Annotated in this window: 14 protein-coding genes; 8 read left to right on the top strand and 6 right to left on the bottom strand. The window is 70.6% G+C overall.

What is annotated here, in order from left to right:
• The first annotated feature begins 48 nt into the window (after positions 1–48).
• A complete protein-coding gene (locus IPJ59_RS31690; protein ID WP_293274879.1) occupies positions 49–2,862 on the top strand; it encodes an ABC transporter substrate-binding protein in 2,814 nt (937 codons plus the stop codon).
• A 75-nt stretch (positions 2,863–2,937) separates the two neighbouring features.
• Here the strand turns inward: IPJ59_RS31690 and IPJ59_RS31685 are convergent, their stop codons facing one another.
• From IPJ59_RS31685 to IPJ59_RS31675, 3 genes are all read right to left on the bottom strand, one after another.
• Positions 2,938–4,026, bottom strand: coding sequence for a hypothetical protein (locus IPJ59_RS31685; RefSeq protein ID WP_293251792.1), 1,089 nt, complete (start codon positions 4,024–4,026; stop codon positions 2,938–2,940).
• Between the two features lie 115 nt (positions 4,027–4,141).
• A complete protein-coding gene (locus tag IPJ59_RS31680; RefSeq protein WP_293274877.1) occupies positions 4,142–4,729 on the bottom strand; it encodes a zinc-binding dehydrogenase in 588 nt (195 codons plus the stop codon).
• Complete coding sequence (locus IPJ59_RS31675; RefSeq protein ID WP_293274875.1) at positions 4,660–5,259, bottom strand: alcohol dehydrogenase catalytic domain-containing protein; 600 nt, start codon at positions 5,257–5,259, stop codon at positions 4,660–4,662. Before IPJ59_RS31675 ends, IPJ59_RS31680 begins: the two co-directional genes overlap by 70 nt.
• Positions 5,260–5,330: 71 nt before the next feature.
• On the opposite strand from IPJ59_RS31675, the gene IPJ59_RS31670 reads away from it, so the two are divergent.
• From IPJ59_RS31670 to IPJ59_RS31660, 3 genes are all read left to right on the top strand, one after another.
• Complete coding sequence (locus tag IPJ59_RS31670) at positions 5,331–6,536, top strand: hypothetical protein (RefSeq protein ID WP_293274874.1); 1,206 nt, start codon at positions 5,331–5,333, stop codon at positions 6,534–6,536.
• A gap of 17 nt (positions 6,537–6,553) precedes the next feature.
• Positions 6,554–6,991 carry a hypothetical protein gene (locus IPJ59_RS31665; protein WP_293274872.1) on the top strand — a complete coding sequence of 146 codons (438 nt, stop codon included), beginning with the start codon at positions 6,554–6,556 and terminating at the stop codon, positions 6,989–6,991.
• A 242-nt stretch (positions 6,992–7,233) separates the two neighbouring features.
• Positions 7,234–8,166, top strand: a complete 933-nt coding sequence (locus tag IPJ59_RS31660) for a TolB-like translocation protein (RefSeq protein ID WP_293251796.1) — start codon at positions 7,234–7,236, stop codon at positions 8,164–8,166.
• A 98-nt stretch (positions 8,167–8,264) separates the two neighbouring features.
• On the opposite strand, the gene IPJ59_RS31655 is transcribed toward IPJ59_RS31660, so the two are convergent.
• The 3 genes from IPJ59_RS31655 to IPJ59_RS31645 are packed head-to-tail and all read right to left on the bottom strand — an operon-like array spanning position 8,265 to position 11,223.
• The gene (locus tag IPJ59_RS31655) at positions 8,265–9,227 is read right to left on the bottom strand and encodes a hypothetical protein (RefSeq protein ID WP_293274871.1); all 963 of its coding nucleotides are present in this window, start codon (positions 9,225–9,227) and stop codon (positions 8,265–8,267) included.
• A gap of 49 nt (positions 9,228–9,276) precedes the next feature.
• Positions 9,277–10,710: a C25 family cysteine peptidase gene (locus IPJ59_RS31650; RefSeq protein WP_293274870.1), complete on the bottom strand. Its 1,434-nt coding sequence runs from the start codon at positions 10,708–10,710 to the stop codon at positions 9,277–9,279.
• 36 nt (positions 10,711–10,746) lie between these two features.
• Entirely contained in the window at positions 10,747–11,223 is a 477-nt protein-coding gene (locus IPJ59_RS31645; protein ID WP_293274868.1) for a hypothetical protein, read from the bottom strand.
• 649 nt (positions 11,224–11,872) lie between these two features.
• On the opposite strand from IPJ59_RS31645, the gene IPJ59_RS31640 reads away from it, so the two are divergent.
• From IPJ59_RS31640 to IPJ59_RS31625, 4 genes are all read left to right on the top strand, one after another.
• The gene (locus IPJ59_RS31640; RefSeq protein ID WP_293274866.1) at positions 11,873–13,204 is read left to right on the top strand and encodes a lysyl oxidase family protein; all 1,332 of its coding nucleotides are present in this window, start codon (positions 11,873–11,875) and stop codon (positions 13,202–13,204) included.
• A 54-nt stretch (positions 13,205–13,258) separates the two neighbouring features.
• The gene (locus IPJ59_RS31635; RefSeq protein WP_293274865.1) at positions 13,259–14,491 is read left to right on the top strand and encodes an NHL repeat-containing protein; all 1,233 of its coding nucleotides are present in this window, start codon (positions 13,259–13,261) and stop codon (positions 14,489–14,491) included.
• Entirely contained in the window at positions 14,467–14,850 is a 384-nt protein-coding gene (locus tag IPJ59_RS31630) for a hypothetical protein (protein ID WP_293274863.1), read from the top strand. The genes IPJ59_RS31635 and IPJ59_RS31630 overlap by 25 nt, the downstream gene beginning before the upstream one ends.
• A gap of 181 nt (positions 14,851–15,031) precedes the next feature.
• On the top strand, positions 15,032–16,397 hold a 1,366-nt coding region (locus IPJ59_RS31625; protein WP_366524735.1), incomplete at its 3' end, for a glutamine synthetase family protein.

The raw sequence follows: 16,397 nt of genomic DNA, 5'->3' as shown, positions 1-16,397 counted from the left end.
CCGCGGTGATATACAGGCCGCCACGGCCTGCTGCGGGCCGATTCGGCGATGACCCGCGACCCCAAGCCTGGCTCCTCCGTCCGCGCCCCGACCGTCGTTCGCATCGGGGTGTTCTCCACCGACCCGTCGGCCTGCGACGCGTTTCATGCCTTCGATCCGGAGTCGGGGATTATCTATCCCGCGATCAATGACTCGCTGGTGTACCTCGATTGTGAGGGGTCGATCCGGCCGGCGCTGGCGGTGGCGTGGCGGCGCCTCGATCCGCTGACGATGGAGTTCGACCTGCGCGAGGGGGTGCGCTTCCACAACGGCGATCCCTTCACGGCCGACGACGTGGTGGCGACGATGCGAGCGCAGCGCGACCCGGCCAACCGCTCGGCGAACGGGCAGGGGATCCTGTCGGTGATCGCCGAATGCACCAAGGTGAATGACTTCTGCGTGCAGATCCGGACCAGCTTCCCGGACGGCATGCTGCTCAATCGTCTGCACATCGCCAGCGCGATCTATCCGCGGTCGATCCTCGAGACGAAGGGGCCCTCGGCGTTCCTCGACCACCCGATCGGGACCGGCGCCTACGTGTTCGAGCGCTGGGATCGCGGCCGCGAGATCGTGCTGCGACGAAACCCCGAGCACTGGTCGCAGGCGGTCACGGTCGACGAGCTGCGCTTCCCGATCATGGACCAGAAGGACTGGGTCGACGCGCTCGAGCGGCGCCAGCTGGACATCGCCCTGAACCTCGACCCGCACGACGCGCTGCGCGTGCACGCGACGCCGGGCCTCGAGATGCGGCGGCGCGAGGCGGCGTTCTCGCAGTGGTTCCTGCTGCGCAACCACGGGCCGCTCGCGGACCGGCGCGTGCGCCTGGCGCTCAACTACGCGGTCCACCGCCACCTGCTGTGCAACATCGCCAGCCACGGCTGGGCGGCGCCGCAGACCTCGCTGCTGACGCCGGGCCAGGTCGGCTACGACCCGGCGATCGTGCCGTACCCCTACGACCCGGACTACGCGCGGATCTTGCTGCGCGAGGCCGGCTACGCCGACGGCTTCACGCTGCGCGGGCTGGTCAGCGAGTCGAGCAGCTCGGTGTACCAGCTGCTGCGCGGCTTCCTGGCCAAGATCGGGGTGAGGCTCGAGGCCAACATCGTGCCGCGCTCGGAGTGGCTCAATCAGGTGGTCAACGCGAGGATCCGCGGCGACGCGTCCTTCGACGGGGACTTCGCCCTGGTCAACATCGACAACTTCACGCTCCACGGGCTGTTCCACCACTTCATCTTCCTGTTCAGCCAGGGGCCCTTCTCGCTGACGCAGAGCCCGGAGTACGACCGTCGCTTCCTCGAGACGGCGACCAAGATCGACCCGGCGGAGATGCACGCGTCGCTGCAGCAGCTCGACCGCTACGCGCGCGAGGAGGCGCTGCTGCTGTTCACGATCCGGCAGCAGGTGTACTGCGGGCTGCGTCGCGGCTTCGACATCCCGATCGGGATCAGCGGGCACTTCAACTTCGACAACCTGTGGCACATCCGCGTCGACCACGACATGGTCGAGGGCGAGGCGGTGCCGTACCAGGCCAAGGCGCGCTCGGACGACCCGGCGATGCAGAGCCTGCTGGCGGCGACGACCTACCCGGGGATCATCTACAGCCCGAGCGCGCCGCAGATCGACGATCCGGCGCTGGCGGCCCTGTGGAGCAACATTCAGCTGCACGAGCGGCGGGCCCAGATCGAGAGCGAGGAGATGATCCGCGGGCTGGTCGAGCAGGTGACGGCGTCGACCAACCTCGAGAACGTGCTGCGCTCGACGCACGAGGTCGGCATCCTCGGGGTGTCGCGCACCGGCCGGGTGCTGTTCGTCAACAGCGGCTACGCGCGGGTCACCGGCCGCGGCGCCGAGGTGCCGCTGGCGAAGGTGCTGCTCGACGACCGCGGCGAGCCGGCGTGGACGCAGGTGGTCGAGACGGTCGAGCGCGAGGGCATGAGCAGCGCGGTGTGGAACGTGTACCCGGCGCCCGACGACCGGCGCCGGATCTTGCTGACGGCGACGCCGGCGACCAACGAGTTCGGCGCGGCGATCGGCTACGTGTGCGTGCTGACCGACCACAGCCGCGAGGAGGAGCGGCTGCGCATGAGCCAGGAGATGGAGGTCGCGCGGCGGATCCAGACGGCGCTGTTGCCGGCGGTCGAGGACGGGCGCACGGCCAGCCTGGCGGCGGCGATGATCCCGGCCGAGGAGGTCGGCGGCGACTACTACGATATCATCGTCGACGCCAATGGGGTGCGCTGGTACGGCATCGGCGACGTCTCGGGCCACGGGGTGACCTCGGGGCTCATCATGTTGATGACGCACTGCGTGGTGCGCACGATCATCGAGACGGCGCCGAACCTGTCGATGGACGAGATCCTGACCAAGCTCAACAAGATCCTCTACGACGATATCCTGCTGCTCGGCGAGAGCCACCATTTGACCTTTGGGCTGATCAAGAGCCTCGGCGACGGCGACTACCTGGCGGCGGGCGCCCACGAGGACGTGATCATCCACCGGGCGGCGACCGGGCAGTGCGAGACCCTCGCGCTCGAGGGCTGCTGGTTCGGGCTGGTCAAGGACATCGCCGGGCAGTCGGTGGATTGCAGCTTCCACCTCGACCCGGGCGACACGGTGATCCTCTACACGGACGGCGTGGTCGAGGCCGAGGACGCCAACGGGGCGCTGTGGGAGGTCGAGCGCTTCATCGAGAGCATCCAGCGCCACGCCCACCTGACGCCGGAGGACATGAAGACGGCGATCCTGGCGGACGTGACCGGCTTCATGGGCACGCAGCTCGATGACATCACGATGATGATCTTGCGGCGGACCGAGGATAATTGAGCGGGCGCCCCGAGAGCTGATCTGGGGCCCAGGCGGGCCCGGCCCAGGCGGGCCCCAGGCGGGCCCCAGGCGGGCTCACCCGGCGCGGCCGGGGACGAAGCCGGCGAACATGCCGGTGAAGGCGTCGAAGATGCGGTCGACCAGGGCGAGGGCCTCGACGCGCAGCTCGGGGCTGCTGGCGAACGAGCGCTCGACCTGGTTGTCCATCTCGGCCTCGACGATGCCGTGCTCGAGCTCGGCGTCGAGGTGGCGGCGGCCGAAGTATTGCAGCTCGTGCGGGTAGCCGGTGTGCTCGAGGTACTCGGCCATCTTGGTGAAGAACACGTAGCTGGCGGCCTCGAGGGCGAGCAGGAGGACGATGAGGAGGCGGTCGTCGGTGACGCGGAAGGTCTCGGCGACCAGCGCGTAGGAGGCGATGCGGGTGCTGCGGTGGGCCGGGCCGAAGACCTCCTGGAAGCTGGGGATCGGGTTGCCGACCAGGGCCATGTCCTGGACAAACCAGTTGTCGTGGCCGTTGTCGCCCTGGCGGATGTGGACGGCGATGGCCCGCATCTCGGGGTCCTTCACGCGGTCCTCGATGATGCCGAGGAGGTCCTGAAACGCCTTCACCCAGAAGGCGATGAAGGGCAGGAATCCCGAGACCCAATCTGCCGGCGGGTGCTCGCGCAGGTGGACGAAGAAGGGGTGGTCCTCGAAGCTGGTCTGGCGCATGGCCAGGTGGCCGAAGATGGAGTCGGGGCGATACTCCTCGGGCGCCTTGGGGCCGCGCGGGACGGCCTCGCTCTTGCGCGGAGGGGCCTCGGGCTTCGCGGGCCGGGCGTCGTCGATCTTGAGCTCCACGTCGCCCCAGATGCGGTGCAGGGTGCCGAGCGAGCGGGCCTGCCACGAGTGGGCGTGCGAGCCGCGGAGGAGGATCCGGCTGGTGCCGGCGCGGCGGGCGTCGACGATGAACTGGCCGATCGTGCCGAGGCCGGAGCTGTTGAGGAACTTGAGGCCCGAGAAGTCGAGCTCCAGCTGGGGGAAGTTGAAGGACAGCGCGTGGCGCAGCAGGCCCTTCATGTCGTCGTACTCGCGCGGGCCACGGAGGCGCATCGCGCCGTGGAAGCTGACCTTGGCGGCGCTCTGGTCGAATCGGATCGAATACTCTTCGGCTTCAACCTTCACGCATGCACCGATCTGCAGTGGTTTCGGCCCGCGAGTGTAACGCAGGCGGCGGCGGCCCGGCGATCGCCGGAGGCGGGACGGCTCACGCCGGGCCGGGCGCGTTTGTGCGCCAAGCTCACGCGGGGCCCGGGTGAACGACGATGTTGCCGGGGTAGCGGCTGTCCCACTTGGCGCGCAGCGCCTCGGGGAGGGCCGCGAAGGGGAACACCTGCGAGACGACGGGGCGCAGGCGACCGTCGCTGGCCCACTCGAGGATCTGCGCGAGGCGCCGCTCGCGGAGCCGCGGCTCGCGGTGCACGGCGATCGCGGCGGGCGAGCCGAGCACGTCGACGCCCTTCATCAGGATCAGGTTGGTCGGCAGCACGTTCGCCTCGCGGCCGCCGCGGGCGGCGAGCGGGGTCGAGGTCCAGCCGACGATGACGAAGCGGGCGCCGAAGGCGACGCCGCGCAGGGCCTCGAGCGAGGTGGGGCCGCCGACGGCGTCGTACACGACGTCGACGCCACGGCCGTCGCCGAGAGCCTTGAGCTCGTCGCGGAAGCGGCGCGGGCCGGCGTCGTCTTCGGTGCGCAGGAGGACGCTCGCGCCGTGCTCGCGCAGGGCCTCGAGCTTGGCGGCGTTGCGGCCCGCGGCGATCACGGTGGCGCCGAGCAGGTGGGCGAGCTGGACCGCGGCGAGGCCGGTGCTGCCCGTGGCGCCGAGCACGAGCACGCGCTCGCCGGGCTGGACGCGGGCGCGGTGGACCAGCGCGTGATAGGCGGTCTCGTAGCCGCCGAGCAGGCAGGCGCCTTCGTCGAGCGAGAGCGCGGCGGGCAGCGGATCACGGCGGCCGCGGGGGCGATCGCGTAGGACGCGAAGCCGCCGAAGCGGCGGTGGGCGCCGAGCGATCGCGGGCCGGTGAGGAGGCCGTCGGCGATCACGCGGGCGCCGATCGCCAGGTCGTGGACGTCGCGGCCGCGGGCCACGACCTCGCCGGCGAACTCGAGGCCGGGCGTGTAGGGCGGCTCGGGGACGTGCTGATACTGGCCGCTGCTCATCAGCAGATCGACCCAGCCGACGGCGGCGCTGCGGACCGCGATCAGGACCTCGTCGGGCGCGAGGGTGGCGGGGTCGGGCGCCGGCTGGTCCTCGATCACGAGGCCGTGCTCGAGCGCGGCGAGCGGGCTGTCGGCGAGGGCGTGGAGGACGGCGCGGCGGCCCGCAGGGAGTGGGGGGGATGGGGCAGGCGAGGACATGGGCGACGATCCGCTCATACCTGAAAACCCTGGCGACCGCGTCCGGGTGAGGCTGTGATAGCGTGCGATCGATGGTGGGGAGCAAGCGCGCGGGGGAGGAGGCGCCGGGGTTGCTCCTGGTCGACGCCGATCGGCGTGAGCCGACCCTGACGGCGGCGGTGGGGGTGGCGACGACGCGGGGTCAGGCGGCGCCGCCGGGGCCGGAGCACGGGCACCTGTGGGACGAGCAAGATCGTCCGAACGACCTGGTGGCGCAGCGCTGGGGGGTGATCGCGCCGGAGGGGCCGGACGGCGACGCGCTGCTGGCGGCGATCGCCCCGCTGATCGCGGCGCGGACGGAGCAGCAGGGGGCGCCGGTGAAGCTGTACCGGGTGCCGGCGCAGATGAGCCCGGCCAGCGCGGCGAGCTGGAAGCGCGAGGTGTTCAACCGCAGCGAGCGGCTGCGCCAGCACCTGCCGCGCTATCAGCTGGTGCTCGGCGATCTGCATCAGGTGGCCGAGACCCTGCAGATATCGCAGGCTACCGATGGATTCGTCGGACGCCTGGCATTCGATACACTCGATGACTACGCACATTACTGCGCCAAGCTGCTGGCGGCCGAGGCCGCGGCGCCGCCGACGTCGCGGCGGGCGCTGTTCCACGGGGTCCAGGACGGGACGGCGGCGACCGAGGCGGGGCTGCGCGGGCTGGTGCGGCCCTGCGTGGAGCTGGCGCGGGAGATGGCGGCGCTGTTCCCCGCGGCGATCGAGGCGAGCGGGGACGAGGAGCCCGATCCAGGGGCGCTGTGCAGCCGGGCCGCCGCGACCGACGTACTGTTGACATTGAGCCACGGCGCGGGGGCGCCGCGCGGCGGCTGGCGATCGGCGGGGGAGCAGCGGGCGCGCCAGGGGGCGATGAGCTTCGGGCGCGACGCGGATGACCTGCGCGGCGAGCAGCTGGCGAGCGGGAAATTCGTGTCACAGGGGCTGTGGCTGATGTTCGCGTGCTTCAGCGCGGGCACGCCGACGACCAGCAAGTACGCGCGCTGGCTCGACGCGTTGATCGCCAGCGGGCAGCTGGCGGGGCGGCCGGAGCAGGTGCTGCAGAGCCTGCCGCGCCCGGGCGAGCCGGCGTTCGTGGCGGCGATCCCGAAGGCGGCGCTGCGCAATCCCCAGGGGCCGCTGGCGTTCATCGGCCACGTCGATCTGGCGTGGAGCTACAGCTTCCGCGAGGTCGACAGCGGACGGCCGCGCTTCCAGCCGGGGCGCGCTTCGTCGACACGCTGGCGGCGGCGCTGAAGGGCGATCGCGTGGGCGTGGCGTTTCGTCACCTGTTTCGCTACTTCGAGCAGGTCAACACGGAGCTGACGACGCTGGACGAGGACAGCGAGGACCGGGCGCTGAAGCGGGCCCAGCTGTGGATGCTGCGCCAGGACCTGGCGGGCTTCATGCTGCTCGGCGACCCGGCGGCGCGGCTGCGGCCGCCCGCGCCGGTGAAGGCGGCGACGCGGCCGGCGGCGTCGTTGCAGGCGCAGGTGGCGGACTTCTTCGGCGGGACGGCGGTGATGCCGGCGGCGCCGGCGGTGACGGCTGCGCCGAGTATCGACAGGCTCGAGCAGGCGATCGGGCTGGTGCTCGCCGGCTCGCACTCGCCGGCCCGCGCGGCCCAGGGGCTCGGGATCTCGGCGGACGATCTGGCGGCGCTGGTGAGCACATATCGCCGCGGCGGGCGGGCGGCGATCGGGCGCGATTGAGGCGGACCCGCATGCGAGGATGATGGTCACGCCACGACCCGGACCCGTTGAGAAAATCCTACCGAGCAGGTTTCAGCGCCGCATCACTGCGATACCGTCGCACCATGCACCTCGCCGTCGCCGCGATTCTCGCCGCCCTGCTCCGTCGTTGCAGGCGCCCACGGGCGCTCCCATGGCTGGTCGCGCTGGGTCTCGTGGCTTGCCGCGCGTCGGCCGTGGTGGAGGCTCCCGTGGAGGCGCCCGTGACGGTCGCGCCGACGCCCGTGGCGATAGCACCCGCGCCGCTAGCGAGGCCTGCGACGACCGCGGAGCTCGTGCCGCTGAGCTTCCCGGCGTTTGTGATCGCGGTCGACGACGAGGCGTTGTACGCGGTGCGTGGACCGGAGATTGTGCGGATGCCGCTGGCCGGGGGCGAGCTGGCGATCGTCGCCCAGACCAGGGACCCGGAGGGCGCGCAGCAGGTCGAGCTGCACGGAGGGCACCTCTACTTCGTCGACCAGGCGGAGGTCTGGCGCGTGCCGACGGCGGGCGGGCCCCAGCAGCGGGTGGTGCCGAGGCAGCCCTATTTTGCCGGGTATGCGGTCGCCAGGGACACGGTCTATTGGCTCAACGGGCGCGAGCCGATCCAGGACACGCCGCCGTTTCGCCGGGTCGAACGGGCCCAACCGGGGGTCTTTGTGATGTCCGGCGGCGGCAAGCCGCGCCGCGTCGCGCGGCTGCCGGAGCTACGCGCTGGCAGCGAGGCGTTTTCGCCGCTCGGGCCGATCGTGTGTCGCGAGGACGGGAGCCTGTGCGCATTCGTGGCCCGGGAGGGCGTGTACACGGTCGACACGCGGGGGACATCGACGCTGCTGGCAAAGACCTTGCCCTACGTGCTCGCGGTCGACGGGGCGGACTTCGTGGCCGCGGATCAAAGCGGGGACAGCCTGTGGCTGCTATCCACGAGCGGGGCGCCGCAGCGCAAGCTGGCGGCGATCCCGGGGGTCTGGGGCGTGGTCGTGGATCGAGCGAACTTCTATGTCATCGACCGCGTGGGCAGCGTGCTGCGTGTGCCGCGGTCCGGGGGGGCACCGCAGCTGCTCCTGGCGGGGCAAAATACGAGCATCGTACGCAACAGCACGCACCTCTACGCGCTCAATCCCGCGAATGAGCGGCTCGTACGTATCGGGCTGTGAGCGCAATACGAAGCACCCTATCGCAAGCCGAAACGACGCGCCGCGCTGGCGGCGCTGCGGCCGATCACGTCGTCGAAGGCAAGACCGAGGCCGCGTCGTCAGGGGAGTTTACATACGCCGATATCCTCGTCGCCGGGCGGGGGCGGATCGGGGGCGAAGAACGAGACGCACTGTTGGTCCGGGTTCGGGCAGGCGCCGCCCGGGAAGCTGCAGAAGGGCGTGCAGCAGCCGTTGCTGTCGATGGGGCAGGCGCTCGAGGTGGTCGTGGGCCCGCCGCAGAGGAGGCCCGGGTCGCAGCCGTTGGCGAAGTCGCAGGCGTCGTTGGTCTGGCCCTCGCGGCCGCTGGCGTCCGGCGCACAGATGAAGCCTGGCTGCATGAAGTTCGGGAGGCACAGTTCGCTGGCCATGCAGTCCTGCTTCAGTGGGTCGCAATCCTGCAGGCACACGGCCAGCGCGTTCCCGTTGGTGATCACGCAGGTGCTGCCCGCCGGGCACTGCGGATCGGCCTGGGTCCCGGTGCACTGGGCGATACAGGTCCCGTGCAGGTCGTCGTCGACCTTCCAGCAGATGTGGCCGAAGGCGCAATCGTCGACGCCGCTGAGCTTGTTGCCCTGGACGGTGCACGGCTCGCCGACGACGCCGTCGCCGGTGACCTCGACGCAGCGGTCCGCGTCGTAGGCCCCGCTGCCGCTCGACGACCATGGGACGCACTTCTCGCCGGGGCCGCAGTTCTGCTCGATCGGGTCGCAATCTTCGGGGCTACAGCGCAGCTTCTGGCCGTCCGGGAGGACGCCGCCGCAGCCGCCGTCCGTGGGGACGATGAAGGACTGCCCGGCCGTGCTCCCACCGCTCGTGCTCGCGAACTCGGTGGTCGACACCGCGGTGGTCGAGTTGTCAGCGCCGCTGGTCGTCGGCGCCGCGGTGGACCCGCTGGTGCTGCTCGTGCTGGCGGCGGCCGTGCTGCTGCCGCTGCTGTCGTCGGCGGGTGTGGGGCCGCAGGCTGCGAGCGCGAGGGTCCAGGTGAGCGCGGTGACGGGGAGGATATGTGGTGTGATATGCATGTCGGGCCATGGTCTCGATGATAGGACAGGGTGATTGTTTATCGTGTGGTCAGGCGCGGGCTGCGTTGTTCGTGGTGACGCGCACGGCCGGGTCGCCGAGGACGAGGTAAGTGCGGGCGTGGCTGCTGGTTGTCCACAGGTCGGCGAGCTCGCGGTCGTGGGCGAGGCCGGGCTCGCTGTCCTCGTCCAGGGCGAGGGCCAGGTCGGCGCTGAGCTCGGCGTGGCGCGAGCCGAAGTACTCCATCGCATAGCCGACCGGGTGGCCGTCGATCATCCGCTTGATCGCGCTGGTGAAGACCTCGACCTCGGGGCCGCTGCGACCGCCGTGGAAGGCAGAGGCCCAGCTGCGATCGACGTGGGCGATGACCGCGAGGGCGCCGCCCCGCGGGTGGGCGAGCAGCTGACTAGCGAGGCGGGCGACGAAGGGCTGGGCGGCGAGCAGGGGCGGCGGGCCCTGGCCGCGCGGGTGGAAGGCGTCCTGCTGCGGGGTGCCGCCGCCGAAGCAGGCGAAGAAGAAGGCGACCAGGCCGCGCAGGTCGGCGTCGTGGGCGAGGTCGTCGCCGGCGAAGTAGAAGTCCTGGGGGATCGGCCGCGACCACGTGGGGCCGGGCCAGTCCTGGCAGAGGAGGGCGCCCTGGTGGTCGCGCTGGCGCGGGTCGTCGGCGGGGAAGCCGACGCCGTGGCCGGCGGTGAACAGCAGCGCGGGGGTGTCGGGGCCGCCGAGCAGGCGGGCGAGCCGGGCCTTGCTGGCGTCGGCGGCGGGCACCAGCGCGAGCGGGCAGCGGCTGCGCGTGCGGGCGAGCGCCGCGTGCAGGCCGCCGATCAAGTGATCCGAGGAGAGCTCGCTGGCGCGGTCGCCGGGGTGACGGGTGCCGAACAGGGTGAGGCCGGCGCGTGATATGTGGGTAGTTTCGGCGAGGACGACGCTGCGGGCGTAATGCGCGTAGTCCTCGACGCGGTCGAAGTGCAGGCGACCGACGGCGTATTGCACGTCGAGCTGGGCCTGGAATTCGAAGGGGATGCGCGCGGGGTCGCCGACGATCAGGAGATAGTAGGGCAGGCGGTCGGGGTCGACCGGGCCGGAGCGGGGGACGCCGTGGCGGGCCAGGAAGGCCTGCTTGCGCTCGCCGGGGCGATGGGCGTCGGGGCCGAGGAATTCGCGGTAGCGGCGATCGTCGATGGCGCTGGCCTGGGCCCGGCGGTGGGCCAGCAGCGGGGCGAGGGCCTCGCGGATCGCGGGGTCTGCGTCGTGGGCGAAGACGACGGCCCAGCCGGCCTCTTCGAGGCGCCGCGGATCGACGTCCTCGGCGGTGACGAAGGGCTGGCTGGCGCGGAGCTCGTGGAGTTCGATCGCGTCGGTGTCGACGGGCAGGCCGCGGGCGAGCCGGGCGAGCGCGGCGGCGGGGAGGTCCGGCACGAGCGGGCGGCCGCTGCTGGCGTCGATGCCGTTGAAGCTGAAGCGATCGTCGTCGGCCGACTCCACGCGATCAGGGTATCAGCTCGATCGGAGGCTGCGGGGTTAGAGCTCCCAGTCGGCGGTCGGACACGCGCGCGCATCGTAGGAGCGCCCGGGGCGGAAGCCGCGGGCGAGCTCGGGATCTTTGAGCTCGATCGCAAGGGTGGCGCGGTACAGCCAGCACGCATTGCTGGCCTTGCCCAGCGGCTTCAGCTCGCGCACGACCACCCTCCTGATGAAGCGGGCCGGGTCGGGATCGCGGTCGTTGTCCTCGGCGTCGCGTTCGGCGGCGCGGCGAAACGGGCTCTCGCCGTGGTCGGCGAGCAGCTGCGCAGCGAAGTTGCGGGCCAGGCCGGACTTGCTCCGCGGGATCGTGAGCTTCGTGAGCGGAGCGGCCAGGCTCGCGGGAGTGTACTCCGCGTTCGCCTTTGCCAGCAGTCGATGGATCGCGTCCATGTCTGGGTGGCGCTCGGTGATCTGGACAATGACCGCGGCGTCCTCGACCGCCGTCACCTTGACTCGCTGGAAATCGCTGCCCATGGCGCTGATCGTGGATCCCCGTATACCCGGTTCGTCGTCGGCGAGCGAGGAGGCGCGGGCGCCCGGGCCGCGCTTGCGTGGGTGCCGGTGAGGTGCGACGATTTCGTGGTGGCGGGCGATCTTGTCAGTACCCGGGGCTGCCGCGCTTGCGGTCTTGGAGCCTTCCTGTGGGCGCTGCTCCTGACCGCCTGCCCCGGCGACGCGCCTGTCCAGGCTGACACGTCGACCTCGACATCGGGCGCCACCACGGGTTCGCCATCCGCGTCGACCTCGACCTCGACCTCGACGCCGACCTCGACCGCGACCGACGGCGACTCGAGCACGACCACGACCACGGACACGCTGCCGCCGGCGCCGACGCTGCAGAGCCCCGCGGACGGGGCGACGGACCTGCCGCCGGTGATCGATCTGTGCTGGAATTTGGTCGACGATCCCGACGGCGAGGCGCTGCGCTACCGCGTGTTCGTCGACGACACCGAGCTCACCGAGGGGATCCTGGGCGACGAGCCCGGCTACCCGGGGCCGTGCGTCGGGCCGCTGAACCTCGTGTTCGAGCGCAGCTACACCTGGCATGTGCAGGCCTTCGAGGTCGACGACCCGACCCGCACGTCGCCGCAGAGCGCGACGTGGAGCTTCACGACCATGCGCGATGGTGTGTCGCAGACGGTGTTCGCGGACAATTTTAACGACGACCTCGGCTGGCAGGTCAGCGGCGACGCGGCGAGGCGCGTGGATCCGCGGCAAGCCGATCCGCACGAAGGACGGCGAGCTGCTGGCCCAGCCCGGCGCGTGCCTGGGCGGCGCGCAGTGCTACTTCACCGGGCAGAACGAGGGCGCCGTGCCCGACCAGGCGGACGTCGCCGGCGGCACCACGATCCTGACCTCACCCTCCTTCGACCTCGGCGGCGCCGCGGCGGCCACGGTCCAGCTCGGGCGCTTCTTCTACAAGTCCGACGCCGGGCCGGGGCCGCGGCTCGCGGTCGACCTGCTGGTCCCGCAGCTGAACAAGCCCGGCGAGTACGACGCGTATCCCCTCGAGCTGCTGGCGACCGCGACCGCGGGCGCGCCGGAGAACCTGTGGTGGCCGCGTGAGTACCCGGTGTGCGGGCCGCCGCTGCGCGACGGCTCGCGTCTGCGGATCTCCGCGACCGACGCCGGCGTCGGCCTGCTCGAGGCGGCGATCGATTCGGTGGTGGTCCGCAGCCACGACGACGCGGTCGTGTGCGGCGCGGGCGAGGGCAGCGCCTGCGATCCCGAAGCCGGACCGAGCTGCCCGGGCGAGCTGCTGTGCTGCTCGCAGGGCGTGACCAACGACGGGATCTACCGCTGCTCGGCGCCGGTGCCGGGCCTCGACTTCGCCGATCCACCGCCGACCGCGGACGCGCCGGGCAACGGGCCGGCGGGGTGTGACGCCCCCGACCTCATCGTCGACGCCAAGTGGATCGATCCGATCTTCACCGTGATCGAGGTGAAGAACGACACCTGTGAGCTGTGGGAGGGCTGCGTCGGCGGGCTCGGCGGGCGCAGGCTGATGTTGTTCACGGCCGCGACGCCCAACATCGGGTCCACCGACCTCGTGATGGGCATCCCCGCCAACCATCCAGAGCTGTTCCACTACAGCGCGTGCCACGACCACTACCACTTCGATGAATTCGCCCGCTACGAGCTGTTCGCCGGCGACATGCTGGCGGCCACGGGTCACAAGCAGGCGTTCTGCATGCTCGACACGGTCAGCTGGGCCTGGGGGAACGACCTGCCGAAGTTCGACTGCGTGAACCAGGGGATCAGCCGCGGGTTCTCCGACTTCTACGACGCCGGCCTGCCGTGCCAGTGGATCGACATCACGGGGATCCCCGCGGGGGACTACACCCTGCGCATCACGCTTAACCGGCCGCGGCCCGACACCGCCCTGCCGGTCCTCAACGAGCGGGACTACGGCAACAACACGGTCGACACCGTGGTCAGCATCCCGGCGCCCTGAAACCGCCGGCTCGGTCGTGGTAGAGTGCCGCCGGAAACTTCGGAGGTATTGCGAATGGCTTCTCTCGTAAAGAACACCTGTCCTGTCAGCAGCGCGTTGGCCCTGGCGATCGGCCTGTTGGGCGCCTGTGGCGACGACACCGGCGGCACCGGTCCCGCGTCCACCACATCGGCGACCAACCCCTCGAGCCCGACGACCCCGGCGACCGACACTGCGACCCCGACGACCGGCGGGACCGACAGCGGCGTGCCGACCTCGGGCAACAGCGACAGCAACCGCCAGGGTGACAGCACGAGCGTCGGCACCAGCCAGGGCGAGAGCACCAGCGGGCCGGCCACGAGCGGGCCGGACAGCACCAGCACGACCGCGGACGGGACCACCGGCGGCATCAAGTTCGACCTCCAGCCGGACACCACCACCGACGGGACCACCGGCGGCGTCATCCTCCAGGGCTCGTGCCGCCCGTCGGAGATCCATGGCGCGTCCGGCGGCTTCCCGAAGTACACCGACCCGAATTACAAGCCCTTCCTCGACCGCAAGATCGCGGTCGTCACGACCAACGCGCAGGAGCTGCCCAACAACCACGTGCTGCACATCGTCGACATCGACGGCCCGGTGCCGCCGCCGAACATGAACTACGCGGCGCCGAAGTACCGCCACCCGACCTGGTTGCAGCAGAACATCGGCCGGGTGTTCGGCCTGACCCTCGACTCGGACGGCAACATCTACGTCGCCGCGACGACGGTCTACGGCGCCAACCCGAGCCCCTCGAAGATCAAGCGCATCGACAGCGTGACGGGGGCGATCACCGACTTCGCGACCCTGCCGAACAACGGCCCGGCGTTCGGCAATCTCAACTACGACTGTGTCAGCGAGACCATCTACGTCAGCAGCCACGAGGACGGCCGCATCTACCAGCTCGACATGAGCGGCAAGGTCGTCAGCACCTACCGTCACTCCACCAAGAACGTGACCATGGGGCCGGCCAACGACCCGGGCGAGCCGAACGGTCAGTTTACGCCGCTCGGCGACCGCGTGTGGGCCGTGCAGTCGCACGCTGGCCGCCTCTACTACAGCGTCTGGAAGGAGGACACCGGGCGTCAGAACGCGGACAGCAACGAGGTGTGGTCGGTCGCCTACGTCGACGAGGGCGGCGTCCCCCGATCCGGCCACCGCCAAGCTCGAGTTCCTCGCCCCGCCGTACCTCGGCCAGCCCCTACTCGAACCCGATCACGGACCTCAGCTTCGCGGCGACCGGCTGGATGCTCATCTCGCAGCGGACGATGATCAACGACAACCAGACCAGCGCCCACCAGTCGACCACCTACGAGTACCAGTACAATATGGGCACCTGGGAGCTGAAGGGCACCACGTTTATCGTCGGCGAGCTGCCCGGCAGCGCCGCTGGCGGGGTCGACCACGACTTCGAGGAGGGCGGCTACGTGTGGATGACGGGCGACGCCCTCGACTTCTACACGCCCGCCGTCGTGTACGGCCTGCAGGGTACGCCGCACAAGGGCGGCGACATCACCGTCAGCACGCTCATCGACATGGACGACGAGCTGCAGGACCAGGACAAGACGGAGCAAGGCGACGTCGAGCTGCCGATCCCCGGCGACGCCATGCCGGTGCCGCCGCCGCAGTGACGCGGGCTGCGCCTGGGGTGGGAGGGAGGTGCGCCGGTCGCGCCTCTCTTGTCTAGGATAATTTCGGTTGATTTTAGGCTAGCGAGTGTGCGAGTTAGCCTCCGTGTCCAAGCCCGAAACCTCCGCTGACCGTCCCCTGCTCCGCGACTTCCTCGAGATCCCGTACGAGAAGCTCGAGGAGATGAACCTCGAGGTCAAGGCCGCGCGCCTGGCCCGGACTGACCTCGGCAAGGTCCGCGAGCAGCGGATCAAGTACCTCAATGACGAGCGCCGCATCAAGGCGGTGACCGTGTGCTTCACCGACCTCGAGGGTCGGCTGCACATGCTGGACTACGACAAGAAGTTTCTGCTGAAGTCGGCCGACAACCTGACCTTCGACGGGTCCTCGGTGCGCGGCTTCTCGCAGCAGCACGAGTCGGACCTGCGCCTGGTGATCGACTGGCCGGCGTTCTACTGGCTGCCCTCGGACGTGTTCGGGCCGGGCAAGGTGCTGGTGTTCGCCGAGGTCCGCGGTCAGGACGGCACGCCGTACCACGCCGACATGCGGGCCCGGCTGAAGGCGCTGGGCGACGCGCTGCACGCCAAGGACGGGACCGTCGCCCAGTTCGCGCACGAGGTCGAGGGCTTCCTGTTCAAGGGCCGCGACGCCGAGCGCCGCTACCACGAGACCGGGCACTTCGAGTTCATCTCGACCGGCGGCTACTATCATTCGCTGCCGGGCGACCCGCTGCGCCGCTTCATCGACTCGGCGGCGGAGGTGCAGCGGGCGATGGGCTTCGGCAACGAGAAGGACCACCCCGAGGTGGCGCCGTCGCAGTTCGAGATGAATTTCTCGTACACCGAGGCCTGCGTGGCCGCCGACCAGGTCCAGCTGTACAAGCTGCTGTGCCGGCAGGTCGCGCAGAACATGGACATGACCGCGAGCTTCTTGCCGAAGCCGGTGACGGGGATCAACGGCAACGGGATGCACACCAACATCTCGCTGCTGAAGGGCAAGACCAACCTGTTTTATGACAAGGCCGGCGAGGCCGGGCTGTCGGCGGCGGGCTGGGCGTTCATCGAGCGCATCTTGAACAGCGCGCCCGACATCTGCCTGGTGCTCAACGCCAGCGTGAACGCGTACCGCCGGCTCGACCCGCACTTCGAGGCGCCCAACCAGATCAAGGCCAGCGCGACCGACCGCGGCTCGATGATCCGGATCCCGATCGGCAACGAACGTTCGGCCCGCATCGAGGTCCGCAGCGTCGCCCCGGACGCCAACCCGTACATGACGGTGTACACGCTGCTGCGCACCGGCCTCGAGGGCCCGCAGCCGGACGCGGCCGAGGTCGCCAGCAAGCGGGCGCGCACCCGCTTCCTGCCCGACAACGTCAACGACGCGATCCGCCTGTTCAAGCAGAGCAAGGTGATCACCGATATGCTCGGTGAGACGATCCAGACCCGCTTCGCCGAGGTCAAGCAGGCCTCCGCCGAACGCTGCCCGCGCGCGCTCGGCTCGCTGATCAAGGCGGCCGAGGTGCAGTTTCACCACGAGGTGACGAATCAGT

It is taken from the genome of Nannocystis sp. (assembly GCF_016714285.1).
GTDB lineage: Bacteria > Myxococcota_A > Polyangia > Nannocystales > Nannocystaceae > Nannocystis.
Note: the sequence above shows the minus strand (reverse complement) of the source record. Positions and strands in the feature narration are given on the sequence as shown.